Here is a 19836-nt window from a genome sequence, read left to right as displayed (position 1 = left end):
CCCCCACCGCTCTCAGCCGATCCCGAACTCCCGCATCTTGCGGTAGAGCGTGTTGCGCCCGATGCCGAGCGCCTGCGCCGCGCGGCTGCGGTTGCCGCCCGCGGTCTGCAGCGCTTCGACGACGGCGGCGCGCTCGGCGGACTCCAGCTTGCTCAGTGCGCGACGGGGTGCGCACAGCTCGTCCGGCAGGTCGCCGGCCTCGACCCTACCGCCGTCGGCGCGCCGCGCCAGCTGGGCCACGGTGTTGCGCAGCTCGGCGAGGTTGCCCGGCCAGTGCCAGGCCATCAGGCTGTCCCACACCGGTGCGGAAAACCGGCTCGTCGACGCCGGTTCCGGGAGATCGGCCAGCATCGCGCGGACCAGCGACGGCAGGTGCTCCCGGCACTGGCCCAGCGCCGGGAGCCGCACTGTGGTCGCCACCTGCCGCACGAGCCCGACGACGTCGTCACCGGCAGCGTCGAGGTCGGCGGTGAGCGCCATCGGCACCTCCGCGGCGGCCAGCAGCCGCACTTGCTGCAACGGCGGTACGGGGTTGTACTGCACTCGGCGCAGGACGACTCCGCGACCGAGGGTGAGCGCCGTGCGCGCACGGTCGAACCAATCCCGCTCCAGGTGCGGTTCCACGACGAGCGGGTCCCGGGCGCCCTGCCGCCGCAGTACGCACAGCGCCGTGTGCAGCTTGCCGGTCCCGGCCGGGCCGGTCACCGCGATGTGCTCCTGGTGGCGGACGGCGGTCTCCAGCCTCCGGTTGACCTGCTCGTCGAAGTGCAGCACGTCGCCGAGCACCGCGGGAGTGACCGGGTGAACGGAGTCGGCGGGGCCGGCGCGGCGAGGGAGCAGGCGCACGCTGAACGCGGCCACCCCGTCGTCGGCCACCGGCTCGACGAGGGCCTCGTGTGGGCCGTCGGACAGGGGGACTTGCATCCTGCAGGGCCCCGTGGGTCGGTGTTGGCTGAGGAACCGCCACAGCAGCGGGTGCAGTTCCGGTCCGGTGTGGGCCAGTCCGGGCCGGTTGGCGAGCAGGGTCTCCTCGTCCACCACCAGCGCAGCGGTGCCCGCCCGTTCGACGGACAGGTACGCGTGCACGAGCCGGCGGCGCCGGTCCCCGGCCTCGTCCAGCAGGCGGGATTCGATCTGACGGCCGACGTCGCCCGCCATGACCGTCATCAGCGGGTGCACATCCCTGGTCGAACAGGCCAGCGAGAACGTGCCGACCACGCGACCGGTACACGGCTCGATGATGGGCGTGCCCGCGCAGGTGAGCTCCTCCAGCAGGGCGTTGTAGTGCTCCGGACCCCGCACCAGCACCGGACGGCGCTCGACCAGCACCGTGCCGATGCCGTTCGTGCCCACCGATTGCTCCGAGTAATCGAACCCCTCCGCGGCGCAGGCGCGGTCCATCACGTCGCGCTGACGGCGCACGTCGGCGTGCCGCACCACGATCCGGCCGGTCGCGTCGGAGAGCACCATCGCCACCGGAACGTCGGCGAGGCTGTCCTTGAGCCGTTCGAGCACCGGGCGGGCCGCGCGGAGCAGCGTCGAGCGGTTGTCCTCGGGTTCGCGGTAGTCGATCCCGTCGGGGAGGACCGGCACCTCCTCGCCGACGCAGCGCCGCCAGCTCCGCTCGATGTGCCGGGGCACGCCGGTACCGCCCGGCGGTGCCGCGAGAAGGCCGCCCTCGACGAGTGCCGCCCGGGTGCGGCGGATCCGGTCCAGCTCGGCCCGCGACAGCGCGGGCACGGGTGGCGGTTCGTGTCGACGCATCGTTGCCTCGTGGTCGTCCCGTGGTGTTGTGGCCACCGTAGTCGTTCACCCCGGGTACCCGTTGTGTTCCGTTCTGGAACACCGCGCGTCGTTCCACAACGGAACACCGGCCGTCCCCGCGTGCTCGCCACAGTGAGTCCCACGCCACAGCGGGCCGCTTCCCTGCCCGCGCACACATCGAGGAGGAATCAGATGACAACGGTGCCACTACCCGGTCGCCGGGTACCTCGGGCGCATCGGACGCACTGCGTGCGCTGTACGCGGACTGGGCGGAGATCATCGCCACCACGCCCGGCCTGACCACGCGGCTGTTCCGCAGCATCTTCGACGAGTGGCACCAGCCGACCCGGGAACCGGAGGATGTCACCTACCGCGAGGAGACCGTCGGCGGTGTGCCCGGAATCTGGGCATCGCCCGCCGGTGCCGACACCTCGCAGGTCCTGCTCGACACCCACGGTGGCGGCTTCGTCGTCGGGTCGGCGGCCAGCCACCGCAAGCTCGCGGCGCACGTCGCCAAGGCGCTCGGCGTCACCGCTTTCGTGCTCGACTACCGCCGCGCGCCCGGACACCCGCACCCCCGCAGGTCGAGGACGGGGTCGCGGTGTTCACCGGGCTGACCGAACGTGGGATCGACCCCGCGGACATCATTACGATCGGTGATTCCGCCGGCGGCAACCTCGCCATCGCCATCGCCATCCCGCTGGCGCTGCGCGAGCAGGGGCAGCCACTGCCGGGACGGGTGATCGCGTTCTCGCCGTGGCTGGACATGGAGAACTCCGGCGAGACGCTCGTGACCAACGCCGCGACGGATGCCTTGATCACGGCGCCGCTGCTGGAGGGCATGACCGCCGGTGTGCTGGCCGGGGGTCGGATCGACCCGGCGACGCCCCTGGCGAACCCGCTCTACGCCGACCTCACCGCATTCCCCCGGCTCTACGTCAACGCCGGGTCGGTGGAGTGCCTGGTGGACAACGCCACCCGCGTCGCGGAGAGGGCCGAGGCGGCCGGTGTCGACGGGACGTTGTCGATCGGCGAGGGCATGCAGCACGTCTTCCCCTTCCTGGCGGGCAACGCACCGGAAGCCGACGCGGAGATCGCCGCCATCGCCGCGTGGTACCGCGCGATCCGCACACCGATCCGACATCGACTCGATCCAAGGAGCACCCCTGAGCAACTTCCGCACCCCGGATGTCGACGCCATCCTCGTCGGAGCCGGTTTCGGTGGCATCTACATGCTGCACAAGTTTCGCAACGAACTCGCCCTGACGGTCATGGCGTTCGAGAAGGGCGACGGCGTCGGCGGCACCTGGTACTTTGTCCGACACCAGAGGGTTTCGTCTACCGGTACTCGTTCGACGAGGACCTGCTGCGCGAGTGGGACTGGTCGACGCGGTACCTGGAACAGCGGGACGTGCTGGCCTACCTGGAGCACGTGGTCGAGCGCTTCGACCTGGCACGCGACATCCAGCTGAACACCGGGGTCACCGGTGCGGTGTTCGACGAGTCCGATGAACTGTGGACGGTCACCACGTCCACTGGCGTGACACTGACCGCCCGGTACCTGGTCAACGCGCTCGGGCTGCTGGCGAAGAGCAACATCTCCGACATCGCCGGCCGGGACAGCGTCGCCGGCACCCTGGTGCACACCAACGCGTGGCCGAAGGACCTGGACATCGCGGGCAAACGGGTCGGCGTGATCGGCACCGGATCGACCGGGACGCAGTTCATCGTCGCCGCGGCGAAGACGGCCGGCTACCTCTCGGTCTTCCAGCGGTCGCCGCAGTACTGGGTGCCGTCTGGGAACGGCCCGATGGACAAGTCCGAAGTGGAGCCCATCATGGCGGACTTCGACAACGTGTGGGACCAGGTGCGCAACTCGGTGGTGGCCTTCGGGTTCGAGGAGAGCACGGTCGGGCATGAGCGTGTCCGAAGAGGAACGCCGCAGGGTGTTCCAGGATGCCTGGGACAAGGGCAACGGGTTCCGGTTCATGTTCGGCACGTTCTGCGACATCGCGACCAACCCGGAAGCCAATGCGGCCGCCGCGGCGTTCCTCCGCTCGAAGATCGCCGAGATCGTCGAGGACCCGGAGACCGCGCGCAAGCTCACGCCGACCGATCTCTACGCCAAGCGGCCGCTGTGCAACGAGGGGTACTACGAGAACCTACAACCGGGACAAAGTCGAGTTGGTCTCCATCAAGGAGAACCCGATCACCGAGATCACCCCGGCGGGGTCCGCACGGCCGACGGTATCGAGCACGAGCTGGACATCCTCGTATTTGCCACGGGCTTCGACGCCGTGGGGGGCAACTACCGGGCGATGGACCTGCGGGGCCGCGGGGGCAGGCACATCAACGAGCACTGGGCCGGCGGTCCGACCAGCTACCTCGGCGTGTCCCCGGCCGGTTTCCCGAACATGTTCATGATCCTCGGCCCGAACGGCCCCTTCACCAACCTGCCGCCGAGCATCGCGACCCAGGTCGACTGGATCGGCGAGCTGATCGCCACCGCCGAGCGGACCGGGGTGCGCACGGTGGAGCCGGCGCGCGAGGCGGAGGACCAGTGGACCGCCACGTGCGCCGAGATCGCCGACACCGGCTACGCCGGCTTCGAGCTCGCGCGGGCCGGTGAGACCGCCACCGTCTGACACCACCGGAGCCGGCGGGGGGCACGTCCGGGTGCCTCCACCGGCTCCGTTCCATGCGGTCAGCCGCCGGTCAGGGTGGTCATCGCCAGGTGCCGTGCCTCGGCGGCGATCAGTGGGCGCTCGTGCAGCCTGCCGAGGCGCACGAGGTCGTCGATCACCGTCAGGGCGGCGTGCACGCGGATGCGGGCCGCGCGCTCGTCCTCCTCCGGCCGCTGCGGGCGCAGCGCCGCGCTCCACTCGGACACGCGGGCGCGCAGCGCGGCCGTGATCCGGCGCTGCGCGTCGGGCGGCAGGTTCATCGTCTCCCACACGTAGATCCCGACCAGCTTGCGGTTTTGGAGGCAGAAATCGGTGTAGGTGCCCACCAATTCGGCCAGCGAGCGCTCACCGCGCGGTGAGTGTTCCTCGGCCAGCCGGTCGGTCGCACGGGTGAACGCGGCGAGCAGGATGTCGGTCTTCGTCGGGAAGTGGTGGTAGATGCTGGGGCCCGCGATCCCGATCGCCGCCCCGATGTCGTCGAGGCTGACACCGGTGAAACCGCGCTCGAAGAACAGGTCTATGGCCGTATCGAGCAGTTCGGTGCGGCGATCGGCGGGCTCGCGCGCGGCCGGCGCGGGCTCGGCCACCGGGCCCGGCTGTTCGCGGGGCAGATCCGCGTGCAGGATCGCGGTGGCCGCCGCGGACAGGGTGCCGACGACGAGCGAGCGCGGTGCCGACCTCGGCACCGAGGGGCTCGCCAACGCCGACGTGGCCGCGGTGACCAGCACACGCGCGTCGTCGCGGGCGAGTTCGGGGCGGCGCTCGACGAGGCGCCGCGCGAACTCGTCGACGACCCGGGTGAACCGCTCCTGGACACCCGCGCGCGCCTCGGGCTCGAGGAACCGCACCTCCCGCTGCAGCAACGCCCACAGGTAGCGGCGTTCCGCGGTGAGCTCCGCGACCGCGGCGACCACGGCCTCGAGCGGTTCGCCCTGGGTGCGCGCGAGGGTGTCCTCGGCCGCGTCGAGCACGATGCCGATGGCGCCGGCCAGCAGGCCCTGCTTGTTGCGGAAGTGCCGGTACAGTGCCGGAGCCGTGATCCCCGCGTCCGCGGCCACATCGGCCAGCGAGACGTGGTGGTAGCCGAGCTCCTGGAATCGCCGCGCGGCCAGTTCCGCGAGCTGAGCCCGTCGCTGCGCCGCCGTGCGGCGCACCGGTGCGGAAGTGGCGTTGTCGGCAGCCACGGTCGTCTCCCTCGCTCGTGCTCCTGCGTCCGGTCCGACAGTGTGCCAGGTGTGCGCCCGGTGATCACGGACCCCGGCCCGCCGAGTCTAGTGAACATACACTAGGCAGACGAAAGGCTGTCGCCTTCGAGTCCCAGTCAACATAATCTGCATGATGTTGCGTGACCCGTCGGGAAGATCATCACGCCGCAAGCAAGGCTCCCACCTGGTGTTTTGCCAGCCCTGGGTTCGGGTGGAGCCGTATTCGACCGCGCATGACAACCACCCTTGCGCGTAAGGATTCTTATGTTAGAGTTCGGCGCGGTGATGCGGGACACGTCGTGGTCCGGCACTCCGGACGGCGGAGCCGTCACCCTCAACGGACGATCAAGGAAGTCAACGATGACTACAGTCGGCCGCGCGAACCGTGTCGCGAAGACCGGGTTCGCGCGATGTGCAGATCACGGTGTCTTGCGGGTTGTCCCGGCCGGCCCCGGAGCGGCGCGGTGAGCGCCGCCCCGCAGATCGCGCGGCGCCAGGCCGATCCCGGCGGGGACTTCCTCCGGCCACCCAGCCGCGTGGACCGGCTGATCGCACCGCTCGGCGGGTTCTTCGCCATGGCGCTCGAGGCGTTCCGCGTGCTGCCCAAGCGCCCGCTGCAGTGGCGCGAGTTCATCCAGCAGACGTGGTTCATCGCGCGGGTGTCCATCGGACCCGCGATCTTCGTCGGCATCCCGCTGACCTGCCTGGTCACCTTCCAGTTCAACCAGGTGCTGCGCGAGGTCGGCGCGATCGACCTGAGCGGCTCGGGTGCCGCGCTCGCCACCGTGACCCAGATCGGGCCCGTGGTCGCTACGCTCGTCGTGGCCGGGGCGGGCGCCACCGCGATCTGCGCCGACCTCGGCGCGCGCAAGATCCGCGAGGAGATCGACGCGATGGAGGTGCTCGGCATCAACGTCGTGCACCGCCTGGTCGCCCCGCGCGTGCTCGCCTCGATGTTCGCCGCCGTCATGCTCAACGCCCTGATCATCCTCATCGGACTCGCCGGCGGGTACGTCTTCTCGGTGTACCTGCAGGGCGCGTCCCCGGCGCTGTACGTGGCGAACCTGAACCTGCTCATCGGCATACCCGACCTCGTGCAGAGCGAGGTCAAGGCGCTGGTGTTCGGCATGCTCGCCGGACTGGTCGGCTGCTACCGCGGCCTCACGGTCAAGGGCGGCCCGAAAGCGGTCGGCAACGCGGTGAACGAGACGGTCGTGTACTCGTTCATGGCGCTGTTCGTCGCGAACCTGTTCCTGACGGCACTGCCGTACAACCTCGGACTCGTCGGCAAGTAGCGCCACGGAGAGGACCAACCACGGTGAAAACCACTGAGGGATCCGTCGTGTCCAGGTTCCGGCACGCGGCGGGCGCGCCGGTGCGGCTGCTCGACGCACTCGGCGAACAGGGCACGTTCTACCTGCGCGTCTTCGCCTGGGTGTACCGGGCGATGTTCCGGTACAAAAAGGAACAGACACGGCTGCTGGCCGAGGTCGGGATGGGCAGCGGCGCGCTCGCGCTGATCGGCGGCGCCGTCGCGATCACCGGCTTCATGACGTTCTTCGTCGGCGCGAGTTCCGGTGTGCAGGGTTACCAGGCGCTGCGGCAGGTGGACCTGACCGCGCTGTCCGGGTTCGCCTCGGCGTTCATCAACACGCGCCTCGCCGCGCCGATCATCGCGGGCGCCGGGCTCGCCGCCACGGTCGGCACCGGCATCACCGCCCAGCTCGGTGCCATGCGCATCAACGAGGAGATCGACGCGCTCGAGGTGATGAGCGTGCCGTCGCTGCCGTACCTGGTGAGCACCCGCCTGCTCGCCGGGCTCGTCGCGGTGGTGCCGCTGTACGCGCTCGCGCTGATCCTCAGCTACGTCGGCTACCAGGCCGTGTCGGTGCTGTTCTACGGGGTGTCCTCCGGCGGCTACACCCACTACTTCTTCGCGTTCCTGCAGCCGGTGGACATCCTCTACTCGTTCCTGCAGGCGATCACCATGGCGGTCGTGGTGGTCCTCGTCCACTGCTACTACGGCTACAACGCGACGGGCGGGCCCGCGGGCGTCGGCGAGGCCGTCGGCCGCGCCGTGCGCACGTCGCTCATCGGCGTCACCACCGTCACGCTCCTGGTGGCACTGGCCGTCTACGGCAACCACGACACGTTGCGGATCGCGGGGTAGGGCACGGATGTCGAAGATCAACCTGGATTCACCGGTGACCAAACGGGTCTCCGGACTGGGCATGCTGGTGATCTTCACCGGAATCGTGGCGCTGGTGTGGGCCATGTTCACCGGTGCGTTCACCTCCACGCTGACCATCACGGTGCGGTCTGACCGGGCCGGTCTGCTGATGGCAGCCAAGGACCGGGTCAAGTACCACGGCGTCGTGGTGGGCACGGTGAAATCGGTGGAGCTGGCCGGTGACGCCGTGGACATCCTGATGGAGCTCGATCCCGCGCAGGCGTCGCTGATCCCGGCGAACGCCACCGCCGCGATCAACCCGGAGACGGCGTTCGGCAACAAGTTCATCGACCTCAAAGCGCCGGACGAGCCGTCGCCGAGCCGGTTGCACGAGGGGATCGTGCTGACGGCCGACCACGTCGGCACCGAGGTCAACACCGTCTTCGAGAACCTGATGAACGTCCTGACGGTGGCCAAGCCGGGCAAGGTGAACGAGACGCTGCACGCCATGGCTTCGACCCTGCAGGGCCGCGGCGACCAGCTCGGCAGGTTCCTCACCGGGGTCAACACCTACCTCGCCGAGTTCAACGGGAGCCTGCCGGACCTGCACGACGACCTGGTGCGCACCGCCGAGGTGAGCAATCTCTACGCCGACGTCGCGCCCGACTTCTTCCGCACGCTGGACAACGCGACGCGCATCGGCGCGACCATCGTCGACAAGCAGGAGGCGCTGCACGCGTTCCTGGTGCAGCTGGACCGGCTCGGCGCGTCCGGCACGGAGGTGTTCGGCCAGAACGGGCGCAACCTCATCGACACCCTCCGGCTGCTGGAGCCGACCAGCTCGCTGCTGCGCGAGTACTCACCCATGCTCACCTGCTTCCTGCAGGGCGAGGACAACGCGCGCAAGCTGCTCGAACCCGCGCTCGGCGGGCTCGGCCCGTTCGGTCTGCTGACCGTCAACTTCCTGCCGGGCAAGGAGCCCTACAAGTACCCCGACGACCTGCCGGAGATGAAGGCGTCGTCCGGACCGGACTGCCACGGGCTGCCCAACCTGGCCGGCACCCCGGTCCCCGCGCCGCAGATCGTGATCCCCGGAAACGGTTACGTCCCGCCCTCGGGCCCGGGCTCCGATTCGGTGCAGATCGGCAAGTCCCCGGTGGAGTTGTTCCTCGGCTCGCCGGCTCGTCCCCAAGGAGCGAAATGAAACGCTCATCCGCCGTCGCGGTGCGGGGTGACCTGGTCCGCGTCGCGATCTTCGCGATCGTCGGGCTCCTGGTCATCGCGTTGCTCGCGGTGCAGCTGTCCGGCACCCGGTTCTCCGGCGAGGAGGTCTACGGCGCGTCGTTCCACGACGTCAGCGGCCTGCGGCCGGGTGACGAGGTGCGTGTCGCGGGCGTGCGCGTCGGCGCGGTGGAGGACATCGCGTTCGCCGACGGGGTGCCGCGGGTGACGTTCACCGTCGACCGCTCGCTGCCGATGACCGACGACGTGCACGCCACCGTCCGGTACAAGAACCTGCTCGGCGACCGCTTCCTCGAACTGTCCGCGCAGGGCGGCGCGACCGGGCGGATGGCCCCTGGCGAGACGATCCCGGTGGCGCGGACGGCACCCGCCGCCGACCTCGACGCACTGCTCGGCGGCTTCCAGCCGCTGTTCCAGGGCCTGCAGCCGGACCAGGTGAACCAGCTGTCGCAGGAGCTGATCACGGTGCTGCAGGGGCAGGGCGGCACGGTGCAGGGCCTGCTCGGGCACATCGGGGAGCTGACCAACAGCCTGGCCGATCGCGATCAGGTCATCGGCGACCTCGTCACCAACCTCAACCAGGTGCTCGGCACGGTCGACCAGCACGACCAGGAGTTCGCGGTCGCGCTGACCCAGCTGTCCGACCTGATGAGCGGTCTGGCCGCCGACCGCCAGGCGCTCGGGTCGTCGCTGCAGGAGGTGGCCACGATGGCGGGCTCCTTCACCGACCTGCTGGAGCAGGCGCGCCCGCCGTTGCGCAGCGCCGTGGACGAGTTCGGCCGCACGATCGCGAACGTCAACGCGGGCAAGGACGAACTGGAGTTCAACCTGAACGAACTGGTGGACTTCTACACCCGCGGCAGCCGCATCGGGGCCTACGGCACCTTCACCAACGCCTACCTGTGCGGTTTGCAGATCAAACTGACCGGCCCGGACGGCAACACGATCTACACGCCGTGGATCGATTCCAACTCCGGCAGCGAGCGTTGCGGGGACGGCCAATGAAATCCTTCCGCGAGATGAACCCGACCAGGATCGGCGTCGCGAGCCTGATCGCCGTGGTGGCCGCCGTCGTCCTGCTGTTCAACATCACCGCCTTCCCGCAGCTCATCGGCGCGACCGTGTACCGGGCCGCGTTCGTCAACGCGGGCGGCCTGCAGAGCGGCGACTCCGTCCGGATCGGCGGTCTCGACGTGGGCAAGGTGCGCGACCTGGAGCTGGAGGGCGACAAGGTCGTGGTCACCTTCGAGGTCACCGACGACGACGCCCGGTTCGGCAAGGACAGCACCGTGTCGATCAAGACGGAGACGCTGCTCGGCCGCAAGTTCCTCGCCATCACCCCGATGGGCGGCGGCGAGGTCGACCCGGACACGGTCATCCCGGTGTCGCGCACCGAGGTGCCCTACGACCTCACGACCCAGCTGGGCGACCTGGCGATCACCACCGGGCGGATCGACAGCGCGCGGCTGGCCCAGGCGCTCGACTCGGTGTCCGGTGCGCTGGCCGGTTCGCCCCCGCAGATGCAGGAGGCGTTGCGGGGCCTGGGCAGGCTGTCGGAGACGATCTCGTCCCGGGACGGGCAGCTGCGGGAACTCCTCGGCCGCGCCGAGGGGGTGACCGGTGTGCTCGCCGACCGCAACCAGCAGCTGACGCGCCTCTTCGTGGACGGCAACGCGCTGCTGACGGAACTGGACAACCGGAAGCGGGCCATCCACGACCTGCTCGTCAACGTGTCGACCCTCGCCGACCAGCTGTCCGGCCTGGTCGCCGACAACGAGACGCAGCTGGCGCCCGCCCTCGCCGAGTTCAACAGCGTGCTCGAGATGCTGCGGCGCAACGAGGGCGTCATCGCGACCGCGCTCAACCAGCTCGGCCCGTACGCCACCCGGCTCGGCTCCGCCGTCTCGAGTGGACCGTTCTGGGACGCCTACGTGGCCAACCTGATCCCCGGCAACCTCATCCCGCTGCCCGAGCTGCCCGGGGGCGATGTCGTCAAGTCCGTTCTCGGAGGTGGCCGATGAGGCTGGTCCGGTGGAGCCGAGCGCGCGCGCTCGCCCCGAAACTGCTCACCACGGCGGTCGTGCTCGGCCTGGTCGCGGCCGGCGTGATGCTCTGGGTCACCGGCGGGCGGGTCACCGCAACCGCCGTGTTCCCCAGCGCGACGAGCCTGTACACCGGGGATGACGTCCGCATCCTCGGTCTCAAGGTCGGGCAGGTGGACGAGGTCGTGCCGGGGCCGGACGGGGTCCGCGTCCGGTTCCACTACGACGCCGAGCACCAGGTGCCGGCCGACGCGAAAGCCGTGATCGTGGCGCCCGCGCTGGTCGCGTCCCGGTACGTGGAGCTGACCCCCGCCTACACCGGCGGGCCGGTGCTGGCCGACGAGGCGACCATCCCGGTCGAGCGGACCGCGGTGCCGGTCGAGTTCGACCAGATCAAGGACGAGCTGAACAAGCTGGCCACCGCGCTGGGGCCGGACGGGGCGAACTCGTCCGGGGCGCTGACGCGGCTGCTGGACACCGGCGCGACCTACCAGGGGCAGGGCCAGACGTTCCACGACACGATCACGCAGGTCAACGAGGCCATCCGCACGCTGTCGGACGGCCGCGGCGACCTTTTCGGCACGGTCCGCAACCTCGCCGTGTTCGTCAGCGCGCTGCGGGCGAGCGACGAGCAGATCACGCAGTTCACGAGCAGGCTCGACACGGTTGCGGGCACGCTGAACGACAACGGTGACGAGTTCGCCGCCGCACTGACCAAACTGGACGGTGCGGCGACCCAGGTGCGGACCTTCCTCGAGAACAACCGTTCGCTGCTCGATTCGAGCACCGACCAGCTCACCGAGGTGCTCGGGGTGGTCGCGGGCGAGCGCGACGCGCTCGCACAGGCCCTGCACGTCGCGCCCACCGTGCTGGCCAATGCCTACAACATCTACGACCCGCTGGCCGGCTCGTTCACCGGTGCGCTGCAGTTCGCCAACCTGCAGAACCCGGCGCAGTTCGTGTGCTCCGGGATCGGTGCCGCGGCCGCGACGACGCCGGTGCAGGCCGGGCAGCTGTGCGAGCAGACGCTGGGCCCGCTGCTCAACCTCCTCCAGATGACCTACCCGCCGGTCGGGGCGAACCCGCTCGTGCGGCCCGGCACCCCCGGCAGCGGAACGGTGCGGCCGACGGGCCCGGGCACACCGGCAGGCCCCGGCGCGCCCGCACAGCCCGCCGCACCCGCACCCGCCAAGACACTCGGCGGACTGCTTGGCGTTCAGGAGACACCGTGATGCGAAAGATCCGTCCCGTACTGGCGCTGAGCGTGTCCGGCGTCCTCGCCCTCATCGGGTGCGACGTCGCCCCGGATGGCCTGGGCTCCGTGCCGTTGCCCGGCACGCAGGGGCGGGGCGAGGGCGCCTACACCGTCACGGTGCAGCTCGCCAACGCTTCGGACCTCTACCCGAACAGCCGGGTGATGATCGCGAACGTCGACGCGGGCGCGGTGACCGGTATCCGCCTCAACGGCTGGAACGCCGAGGCGACGGTGTCGCTCAACCCCGACGTGAACCTGCCCGCGAACGTGCAGGCGCGGGTCGGGCAGACCAGTCTGCTCGGCGCCAAGCACCTGGCCCTCGACCCGCCCGCGGACGAGCCGCCGCGGGGCAGGCTCGCCGACGGCGACACGATCCCGCTGTCGCGCAGCCGCAACTACCCGGACACCGAGGACGTCCTCGCCACCGTGTCCACGTTGCTCAACGGCGGCGGCCTGCAACAGGTCCAGACCATCACCGCGGAGCTCAACAACGCGCTGGGGGAGGGCAGGGACGAGCAGGTGCGGCAGACGTTGAACCGGCTCGACACGTTCGTCGGCACCCTCGCCAGGCAGAAGGACGACATCAACGCCGCGCTGGCGGGGCTGGACCGGCTGAGCGGTCAGGCCGCCGAGCACAACCAGGTGATCGAACAGGTCCTCACGCAGCTGCCCGCGGCGCTGCAGACCCTCAACGAGGAGCGCACCACCCTGATCCAGACGCTGAACAGCCTGAACACGCTGTCCGGCACCGCGACGAGCACGGTCGACGAGGTGCGCGGCACGCTGACGCGCAACCTCGAGAACCTGACCCCCGTGCTCAAGGGGCTCGCCGACGCCGGGCCCGCGCTCGTCGGGTCCACCGGTCTGCTCGCCACCGGCCTGTTCCCGCTCAAGACGAACCGCAACCTGTTCAAGGGCGACTACGCCAACCTGGCGATCATCCTGGACCTGACCGACACCGCCATCAGCAAGTACTACCTGTCCCTGCTGCAGGGAACCCCGCTCGGCGAGGTCGTTCCCGGGCTCGGCAACTCCTCCGGCAACCTGCTGACCCCGCCGGAGGGCGGCAAGTACGAGGGCGCGGGCGGCACGGGCCCGCTGCCCGCTCCGCCGCCGGAGGGACAGAACCCCTCGATCGCGGCCGGGGGCGTCAACTCGCTGCTGGAAACCCTGCTCGGCGGGCTCGGAGGTGGCCGGTGATCAGCCGTTTCGTCCGCATCCAGCTGGTGATCTTCGCGCTCGTGAGCGTCATCAGCATCGCGGTTGTCGTCGTCTTCTACGCGCAGGTGCCGAAACTGCTCGGGTTGGGGCAGCACACGCTCACGGTGAAACTCGCCGACGCGGCGGGCCTGTACGTCGGTTCGCGGGTCACCTACAACGGGGTCGAGATCGGCCGGGTCACCGCGGTCGAGGTCGAACCCGGCGGCGCCGATGCCAGCCTGTCGGTCAGCAGTGACATCGGCATCCCGTCCGACGTGCGTGCCGACGTGCACAGCGTGTCCGCCATCGGCGAGCAGTACATCGACCTCACACCCGGGGGGAGGCCCGGCGCCGGGGTGCTCGCCGACGGCGCGACGATCCCGGTCGAGCGCACCGGCGTCCCGACGCCGACCGGGGAGCTGCTGGACAACGTCAACCGACTCGTCGCGTCGATCCCGCCGGACAGCCTCGGCACGTCGCTCGGCGAACTGGCGGACGCCTTCCGCGGCACCGGGCCCGTCCTGCGCCAGGTGCTGGACCAGTCGGAAAGCCTGCTGGCCGCGGCGCAGGAGAACCTCGACCCCACGCAGCAGCTCCTCCGCGACGCAGGCCCGCTGCTGGACACGCAGATCGCCAGCAGCGAGCACATCCGGTCGCTGGTGTCGAGCCTGGCCGGGTTCACCGGGACCGTGCACGCCAACGACGCGCAGCTGCGATCCGTGATCGATCGCGGTATCCCGGCGGCCGCGCAGGTGGATGGTCTTTTCCAGGACCTCAGGCCGACGCTGCCGATCCTGCTGGCCAACCTGACCAGCGTGGAGCAGGTCCTCGTGACCTACAACCCGGCTTTGGAGTCGATCCTGGTCACCTACCCGGCGCTCACCACGGCGCTGATCTCGGCGACGGCCCCGCACCAGGACGACCAGTCGCTGGCGATCGACTTCCGCACCACGGCGCTGACCCCGCCGCCGTGCACGGTCGGCTTCCTGCCCCCGGAACAGCACCGTTCACCCGATGACCTGTCGAGGGTGGCGACCCCGGACGACCTGTACTGCAAGCTGCCGCACGACAACCCGACCGACGTCCGCGGTGTGCGCAACATCCCGTGCCTCAACGCACCTGGTCGCCGCGCGGCGACCGTGCGGGAATGTGGCGGCGAAGGGTTTGAGCCCGTGCAGCAGAACAACCCGCCGTTCCCGTCGGGAAGCCTGCTCGGAAACCTGACCTCGGCGCTCTACAACCCGCAGACCGGATCGGGTGTCGCGGCCGACGGTCACCTGTTCGGCATCGGCGGCATCGGCACGACGGCCAAGACGAAGGAGGATCTGACGTGGCAACAGATGCTACTGGCACCACTGGGACGGTGACCGCCGTCGACGACGGCGAGACCGCCGTCCCGGATGAGGCCGCGGCGCGGCCGAGCCCGTCGCCCCGTCCCAGGGACGCCGAGCCGGACACTCCGGAATCCGCAGACACCACAGACACCGCCGGCACTGCCGGTGGGAACGACGGCCGCGCGCCGCGCTCGAAATTGCACGTGTTGCTGATCGCCGTGCTCCTCGTCGTGTGCGTGGCGCTGCTGGTGGCTGGCACGCTCGTGGGTCTCGCGGTGTGGCGCGGCCACCAGCAGGACCGCGACCGCGCCGCGGCCACGGAGGCGGCGCGCGCCGAGGTGGTGAACATCCTGACCATCGATCCGAACGCGATCGACGCGGGCGTGCAGCGCATCCTCGACGGCGCCACGGGCCCGTTCAAGGAAGATTTCGCCTCCCGCAAGGACGTGTTCTCCGCCGTGGTGAAAGAGCAGAACGTGACCTCCACCGGCGAGGTCAAGGCGATCGCCGTGGAGTCCGCATCGGACGGTTCGGCGAGCCTGCTGGTGGCCGCGACGTCGACGGTCACCAACGCAGAATCCGGCGGCCAGCCGCAGCCGCGGGACTACCGGATGCGGGTGCAGGTGCAGGAAGAGGCTGGCCAGTGGCTGGTCGCGCAAGTCGAGTTTGTGCCGTGACCGAAGGAGCGCCATCGATGACGACGGACACCATCGCCGGGGACACCGACGAGCTGACCACCCCGCACGAGGACACCGAACCGGGGGAGCGGACACCGGAACCCCGCCGCCGCCCGCTCCGGGCGCTGGTGCGCGTGCCGGCGCGGTGGGCGGGTGCCGCGGTGCGCGGTCCGCTGCGGCGGCCGGTGCTGACGCTGACCGTGCTCGCGGTGCTGGCGGTGCTCCTGGCGGCGGCGGTCACCGCGGGCACGGTGCTGCGACAGCGCCAGACCGCGGAGGAGGACGCACGGGGTGCCGCGACGGACGCGGCCCGCGCGGGCGTGACGACCATGCTGTCGTACCACTTCCAGACCTTCGACGACGACGTGGCGAAGGCGACTGGCCTGCTCACGGGTGACTTCAAGCAGCGGTACCAGGACCTGATGACCGGCACCGTGCGGGCCACCGCGATCGACCAGCAGACGGCGACGAACGCCAGCGTCGCGCGGGCCTCGGTGATCTCCGCGACGCCGGATGCGGCCGAAACCCTGTTGTTCGTCAACCAGACGACGACGAGCAAGAACCTGCAGGGCCCGCAGCTGACGGGCAGTCGCGTGCAGGTCTCGCTGATCCGGGACGGCGACCGCTGGCTGATCACCAACCTGACGCCGCTGTGACGTGACCGGCCGCGCTGCCCCGGTGAACCCGGGGCAGCGCGGCCGGTCAGTGCCGGTTAGTTCCAGGCGCGCGTGGGCTTCGACCGCTTGCCGCCCGCTCGCTGTGCGGCGCGCGCGAGCACCATGTCGACGTACTGGTCGAGCGACCACCGGAGGTCGTCGAGGTTGATCGGGGACTGCAGTTGCTGCATCCCCACCACGATGCTCAGCCCCAGGTTCGCGAGCTGGTCGGCCTGAGGATCGTCCGGCGAGACCAGCAGGACGGCCCGGCGGATCAGCCCGAGGCGCAGTTCGTCGACCTCCTGCTGGGTGGCCAGCACCATCGGATCGACCTTGCTCCACGCCCGTATCGCGGCTTCAGCCTCGTGCGGGACTGTCATCGCCAGCGCGGTGAGCTTGCGCAGGCGCTCACCCGGTTCGTCCACCTGCTCGGCGGCTTCGATGAGCTGCTTGGTGAGGTTCTGCCGCCAGGACTTCAGGAACTGAGCCGTGAAGTCCTTGAGGTTGCGGAAGTAGTTGTAGAACGACCCGGTGGTGACACCCATGGCCTTGCACAGCTTGACCACCTGCACGCCACGGAACCCCTCCGTGGACAGGATTTCGATCGCGCTGTCAAAGTACTCCTGGCGCGTGACTAACGTCGGCACCGCGGCTCCGATCGAAACTGCGGTGCCCCGGTGACACCGGCTCGTGGTCCTGACGGTTCCATAATACGCATTATCTCTGGCTGCAACAAGTGACGGTCTTGCTCGTCGCTCGGCAGGTCGTCGTTCGATCGAGCTAAGCAGTCCGGTGAACTCCGGAAGCTGCCGCGGGCGGAGCGCGCAGACCGGCGCCGGAAAAGTCTGTTGCACATAATAGCGTTTATGTTAGGCTGAGCGCCGCTGGTGAGCCCGATCACGGCACCAGCGGTTTTTCGTCCGACGATCCCCGCGGCTTGGCAACCGGTGCCCGTCGCGGTCGTCGACGGTGCGCCGGCGCACGTTCGTGCTTCTCGGTGCGCCGGAACAGTCCCCGGGAGGTACGAACAAGATGGACGTGCGTGGTCTGCGCTGCGTCGTGACGGGTGCGGCATCGGGTATCGGCGCGGAGGTCGCGCGCCGGCTTACCGACGGGGGCGCGGCGGTCACGGCCCTAGACCTCAAGGCGCCGGAGGTTCCGGTCGAGCGGTTCGTCGAGTGCGACCTGACCGATCCGGCGAGCATCGAGTCCGCTGTGGACGAGCTCGGTTCTGGCTGGAACGTGCTGTGCAACGTCGCCGGCGTGCCCGGCACCGCGCCCGCGGACGTGGTGATGAAGGTGAACTTCCTCGGGCAGCGGCACCTCACCGAGTTGTTCCTCGACCGGCTCGAGCGCGCTGGTTCGATCGTCTCGGTCGCCTCGATGGCGGGGTTCGGCTGGCCACAGCGCATCGAGCAGATCCGCGACCTGCTCGCCACGGACGGTTTCGACGAGGGTGTCGCCTGGCTGCGCGACAACCCGATACAGGGCAACGCGTACAACTTCTCCAAGGAAGTCGTCACCGTGTACGTGATGTCCATGGGGCTGGCGCTGGCCGAACGGGGCCTGCGCATCAACGCCGTGAGCCCCGGCCCGGTCCAGACGCCGATCCTCGGTGATTTCGAGGCGACCATGGGCAAGGAGAACCTGGACGGGGTCCGCGACCTCGTCGGGCGGCACGCGACCGCCGCCGACATCGCCCCGTCCGTGCTCTTCCTCGCCTCGCCGGTGTCCTCCTGGGTCAACGGCGTGAACCTGCCCGCCGACGGCGGGATCGGCGGTGCCGTGGTGTCCGGACTGGTTCCGGCACCGGAGATCTGACCGCCACCCAGTTTTTCCCCTAGACCGACGATCCACACAGGAGTGATCAGAATGGCCGGCTTCGCCACCGTCGACGAAGTGAACACCTACATCGGCGGCATCTTCGAACGGGCGCTGCAGGACGAGAACATCGGGCCCAAACTGGCTGCGACGGGCATGGTCCTGCGCATGAACTTCACCGACCCGGATTCCGCGGTCACCGTCGACCTCGTCGCCAAGAAGGTGCTCACCGGCGCGGAGGCGCTCGTCGACGCCGACGCCGAGCTGTCGATGTCCTCCGACACCGCCAACCGGTACTGGCAGGGCAAGGTCAGCCTGCCCCTCGCGCTGGCGAAGGGGAAGCTCAAGATCGGCGGATCGGCCGCGCAGCTGTTGAAGCTGGCCCCGATCACGAAGGACCTCTACCCGGTCTACGTCGACATGCTCACCGCGGACAACCGCACCGACCTCATCGTGTCCTGAGGAGATCCCCGATGACCGCCACAGTGCGAGAGTTCGACACGATCGACATTTCCGACATGGCGTTCTGGGCCCGGCCCCCGCACGAGCGGGAGCGGGTGTTCGCCCAGCTGCGGCGTGAGCGGCCGGTGTCCTGGCAGCGTCCCGTGTTCAGCCCACTCATGGGCGAGGTGAACGAGGCCGAGGCGGGTTACTGGGCCGTGGTCCGCAACGCCGACATCGTGACGGTGAGCAGGCACGCCGAGGTGTTCTCGTCCGCCACCGGCGGGGTGACTTTCGAGGACATGCCCTCGGAGATCCTCGAGATGGCCACGTCGATCCTGACGATGGACGCGCCGCGGCACGGCAAGGTGCGCCGTCTGATCAGCTCCACCTTCACGCCGAAGCGGCTCGCGCTCATCCAGGACCAGATCGCGAACCAAGCGCGGCGCATCGTCGACGCGATCGCGCCGCTCGGCGAGGTGGAGTTCGTCTCCGCCGTGTCGGCCCGGCTTCCGATGTGGACGATCTCGGAGATGATCGGCATCCCGGAGGAGAACCGGGACGAGGTCCACGAGGCGGCCAACCTGATGATCTCGTGGGACGACGAGGAGGTCACCGGCGGGCTCGACGCCCCCACGGCGATGCTCAACGGCATCGCCACGCTGCACGGGGTCTGCCAGGACGTGATCGAGGCGCGCCGGGCCAAGCCCGCCGACGACCTGCTCACCGCGCTCACCCAGGCCGAAGTGGACGGTGCGCGGCTGACCGACGACGAGATCCGCTCGTTCTTCGTGCTGTTGTGCGTCGCGGGCAACGACACGACGAAGCAGACGACCACGCACACGCTGCGCGCGCTGACCGAGTTCCCGGACCAGCGGCGGCTGCTGATGGAGGACTTCGACGGCCGCATCGACGGCGCCGTCGAGGAGTTCGTGCGGTGGGCGAGCCCGGTGATGACGTTCCGGCGCACCGCGCTGGAGCCGTTCGAGCTGGCCGGGCAGCGCATCGAGGCGGGCGACAAGGTCGTGATGTTCTACAGCTCAGGCAACCGGGACGAAGAGGCCTTCGACCGGCCCGGCACGTTCGACATCACCCGGGACAACCGGCGGCACGTCGCGTTCGGTGGCCGGGGACCGCACTACTGCCTGGGCAACCACCTGGCCAAGACGCAGCTGAAGCTGATCTTCTCCGAGCTGCTCACCCGGTTGCCCGACATCAGGGCCGACGGCGAGCCGGAGTACCTGACCAGCACGTTCATCAACGGGATCAAGTCGCAGCGCTGCGTGTTCACCCCCGAACGGTGAGCGCGGGCGCGGTGTTCGGCTGAACTGAGTTTGGCGCACAA

Annotated in this window: 18 protein-coding genes and 2 pseudogenes; 17 read left to right on the top strand and 3 right to left on the bottom strand. The window is 69.8% G+C overall.

Annotated features, from left to right (window positions below; translation table 11 throughout):
- Positions 1-12: 12 nt before the first annotated feature.
- The gene (locus tag AMETH_RS22950; protein WP_038532304.1) at positions 13-1764 is read right to left on the bottom strand and encodes a sigma-54-dependent Fis family transcriptional regulator; all 1752 of its coding nucleotides are present in this window, start codon (positions 1762-1764) and stop codon (positions 13-15) included.
- Between the two features lie 392 nt (positions 1765-2156).
- Here AMETH_RS22950 and AMETH_RS42175 point away from each other — a divergent pair.
- The 4 genes and pseudogenes from AMETH_RS42175 to AMETH_RS40685 all read left to right on the top strand — a co-directional run.
- A pseudogene (locus AMETH_RS42175) lies at positions 2157-2758 on the top strand (alpha/beta hydrolase fold domain-containing protein); the annotation flags it as partial.
- A 13-nt stretch (positions 2759-2771) separates the two neighbouring features.
- Positions 2772-3236 (top strand): NAD(P)-binding protein, encoded by a 465-nt coding sequence (locus AMETH_RS42170; RefSeq protein WP_323806962.1) that lies wholly within the window; start codon positions 2772-2774, stop codon positions 3234-3236.
- Positions 3176-3469, top strand: a pseudogene (locus tag AMETH_RS42165) (flavin-containing monooxygenase); the annotation flags it as partial. The gene AMETH_RS42170 and the pseudogene AMETH_RS42165, both read left to right, overlap by 61 nt.
- 211 nt (positions 3470-3680) lie before the next feature.
- Entirely contained in the window at positions 3681-4409 is a 729-nt protein-coding gene (locus AMETH_RS40685) for an NAD(P)/FAD-dependent oxidoreductase (protein WP_223843294.1), read from the top strand.
- A gap of 59 nt (positions 4410-4468) precedes the next feature.
- Here AMETH_RS40685 and AMETH_RS22935 read toward each other — a convergent pair whose 3' ends face one another.
- Entirely contained in the window at positions 4469-5632 is a 1164-nt protein-coding gene (locus AMETH_RS22935) for a TetR/AcrR family transcriptional regulator (protein ID WP_017983498.1), read from the bottom strand.
- A gap of 485 nt (positions 5633-6117) precedes the next feature.
- Between AMETH_RS22935 and AMETH_RS22930 the strand changes: the two genes are divergently transcribed.
- From AMETH_RS22930 to AMETH_RS22885, 10 genes are read left to right on the top strand one after another with little or no spacing between them, the layout of a single operon-like run.
- Positions 6118-6948, top strand: a complete 831-nt coding sequence (locus tag AMETH_RS22930; RefSeq protein ID WP_017983497.1) for an MlaE family ABC transporter permease — start codon at positions 6118-6120, stop codon at positions 6946-6948.
- Positions 6949-6995: 47 nt separating this feature from the next.
- Positions 6996-7823: an MlaE family ABC transporter permease gene (locus AMETH_RS22925; protein WP_038532301.1), complete on the top strand. Its 828-nt coding sequence runs from the start codon at positions 6996-6998 to the stop codon at positions 7821-7823.
- A 7-nt stretch (positions 7824-7830) separates the two neighbouring features.
- Positions 7831-9027, top strand: coding sequence for an MCE family protein (locus AMETH_RS22920; protein ID WP_017983495.1), 1197 nt, complete (start codon positions 7831-7833; stop codon positions 9025-9027).
- Positions 9024-10070, top strand: a complete 1047-nt coding sequence (locus AMETH_RS22915; RefSeq protein WP_017983494.1) for an MCE family protein — start codon at positions 9024-9026, stop codon at positions 10068-10070. The genes AMETH_RS22920 and AMETH_RS22915 overlap by 4 nt, the downstream gene beginning before the upstream one ends.
- Positions 10067-11086 carry an MCE family protein gene (locus tag AMETH_RS22910; RefSeq protein WP_017983493.1) on the top strand — a complete coding sequence of 340 codons (1020 nt, stop codon included), beginning with the start codon at positions 10067-10069 and terminating at the stop codon, positions 11084-11086. Before AMETH_RS22915 ends, AMETH_RS22910 begins: the two co-directional genes overlap by 4 nt.
- Positions 11083-12339, top strand: coding sequence for an MCE family protein (locus AMETH_RS22905; RefSeq protein WP_017983492.1), 1257 nt, complete (start codon positions 11083-11085; stop codon positions 12337-12339). Before AMETH_RS22910 ends, AMETH_RS22905 begins: the two co-directional genes overlap by 4 nt.
- Complete coding sequence (locus AMETH_RS22900; protein ID WP_017983491.1) at positions 12339-13562, top strand: MCE family protein; 1224 nt, start codon at positions 12339-12341, stop codon at positions 13560-13562. The genes AMETH_RS22905 and AMETH_RS22900 overlap by 1 nt, the downstream gene beginning before the upstream one ends.
- Complete coding sequence (locus AMETH_RS22895; protein ID WP_017983490.1) at positions 13559-14929, top strand: MCE family protein; 1371 nt, start codon at positions 13559-13561, stop codon at positions 14927-14929. The genes AMETH_RS22900 and AMETH_RS22895 overlap by 4 nt, the downstream gene beginning before the upstream one ends.
- Positions 14926-15573, top strand: coding sequence for a hypothetical protein (locus tag AMETH_RS22890; RefSeq protein ID WP_017983489.1), 648 nt, complete (start codon positions 14926-14928; stop codon positions 15571-15573). The genes AMETH_RS22895 and AMETH_RS22890 overlap by 4 nt, the downstream gene beginning before the upstream one ends.
- A 17-nt stretch (positions 15574-15590) precedes the next feature.
- The gene (locus AMETH_RS22885; RefSeq protein WP_017983488.1) at positions 15591-16229 is read left to right on the top strand and encodes a hypothetical protein; all 639 of its coding nucleotides are present in this window, start codon (positions 15591-15593) and stop codon (positions 16227-16229) included.
- 56 nt (positions 16230-16285) lie between these two features.
- Here AMETH_RS22885 and AMETH_RS22880 read toward each other — a convergent pair whose 3' ends face one another.
- Entirely contained in the window at positions 16286-16876 is a 591-nt protein-coding gene (locus AMETH_RS22880; RefSeq protein ID WP_017983487.1) for a TetR/AcrR family transcriptional regulator, read from the bottom strand.
- A 385-nt stretch (positions 16877-17261) separates the two neighbouring features.
- On the opposite strand from AMETH_RS22880, the gene AMETH_RS22875 reads away from it, so the two are divergent.
- The 3 genes from AMETH_RS22875 to AMETH_RS22865 are packed head-to-tail and all read left to right on the top strand — an operon-like array spanning position 17262 to position 19795.
- Complete coding sequence (locus tag AMETH_RS22875) at positions 17262-18050, top strand: coniferyl-alcohol dehydrogenase (RefSeq protein WP_017983486.1); 789 nt, start codon at positions 17262-17264, stop codon at positions 18048-18050.
- Positions 18051-18101: 51 nt separating this feature from the next.
- Entirely contained in the window at positions 18102-18512 is a 411-nt protein-coding gene (locus AMETH_RS22870; RefSeq protein WP_017983485.1) for an SCP2 sterol-binding domain-containing protein, read from the top strand.
- Positions 18513-18523: 11 nt separating this feature from the next.
- Positions 18524-19795: a cytochrome P450 gene (locus tag AMETH_RS22865; RefSeq protein WP_017983484.1), complete on the top strand. Its 1272-nt coding sequence runs from the start codon at positions 18524-18526 to the stop codon at positions 19793-19795.
- Positions 19796-19836 lie beyond the last annotated feature (41 nt).

The organism is Amycolatopsis methanolica 239 (assembly GCF_000739085.1).
In the GTDB taxonomy this organism is placed as follows: Bacteria; Actinomycetota; Actinomycetes; order Mycobacteriales; family Pseudonocardiaceae; genus Amycolatopsis_E; species Amycolatopsis_E methanolica.
Note: the sequence above shows the minus strand (reverse complement) of the source record. Positions and strands in the feature narration are given on the sequence as shown.

Excerpts from the sequence above, each read along its gene's own strand:
- AMETH_RS22950 (WP_038532304.1), bottom strand. The coding sequence starts at position 1,764 with ATGCGTCGACACGAACCGCCACCCGTGCCCGCGCTGTCGCGGGCCGAG.
- AMETH_RS40685 (WP_223843294.1), top strand. The coding sequence starts at position 3,681 with ATGAGCGTGTCCGAAGAGGAACGCCGCAGGGTGTTCCAGGATGCCTGG.
- AMETH_RS22920 (WP_017983495.1), top strand. The coding sequence starts at position 7,831 with ATGTCGAAGATCAACCTGGATTCACCGGTGACCAAACGGGTCTCCGGA.
- AMETH_RS22915 (WP_017983494.1), top strand. The coding sequence starts at position 9,024 with ATGAAACGCTCATCCGCCGTCGCGGTGCGGGGTGACCTGGTCCGCGTC.
- AMETH_RS22910 (WP_017983493.1), top strand. The coding sequence starts at position 10,067 with ATGAAATCCTTCCGCGAGATGAACCCGACCAGGATCGGCGTCGCGAGC.
- AMETH_RS22905 (WP_017983492.1), top strand. The coding sequence starts at position 11,083 with ATGAGGCTGGTCCGGTGGAGCCGAGCGCGCGCGCTCGCCCCGAAACTG.
- AMETH_RS22900 (WP_017983491.1), top strand. The coding sequence starts at position 12,339 with ATGCGAAAGATCCGTCCCGTACTGGCGCTGAGCGTGTCCGGCGTCCTC.
- AMETH_RS22885 (WP_017983488.1), top strand. The coding sequence starts at position 15,591 with ATGACGACGGACACCATCGCCGGGGACACCGACGAGCTGACCACCCCG.
- AMETH_RS22875 (WP_017983486.1), top strand. The coding sequence starts at position 17,262 with ATGGACGTGCGTGGTCTGCGCTGCGTCGTGACGGGTGCGGCATCGGGT.
- AMETH_RS22870 (WP_017983485.1), top strand. The coding sequence starts at position 18,102 with ATGGCCGGCTTCGCCACCGTCGACGAAGTGAACACCTACATCGGCGGC.
- AMETH_RS22865 (WP_017983484.1), top strand. The coding sequence starts at position 18,524 with ATGACCGCCACAGTGCGAGAGTTCGACACGATCGACATTTCCGACATG.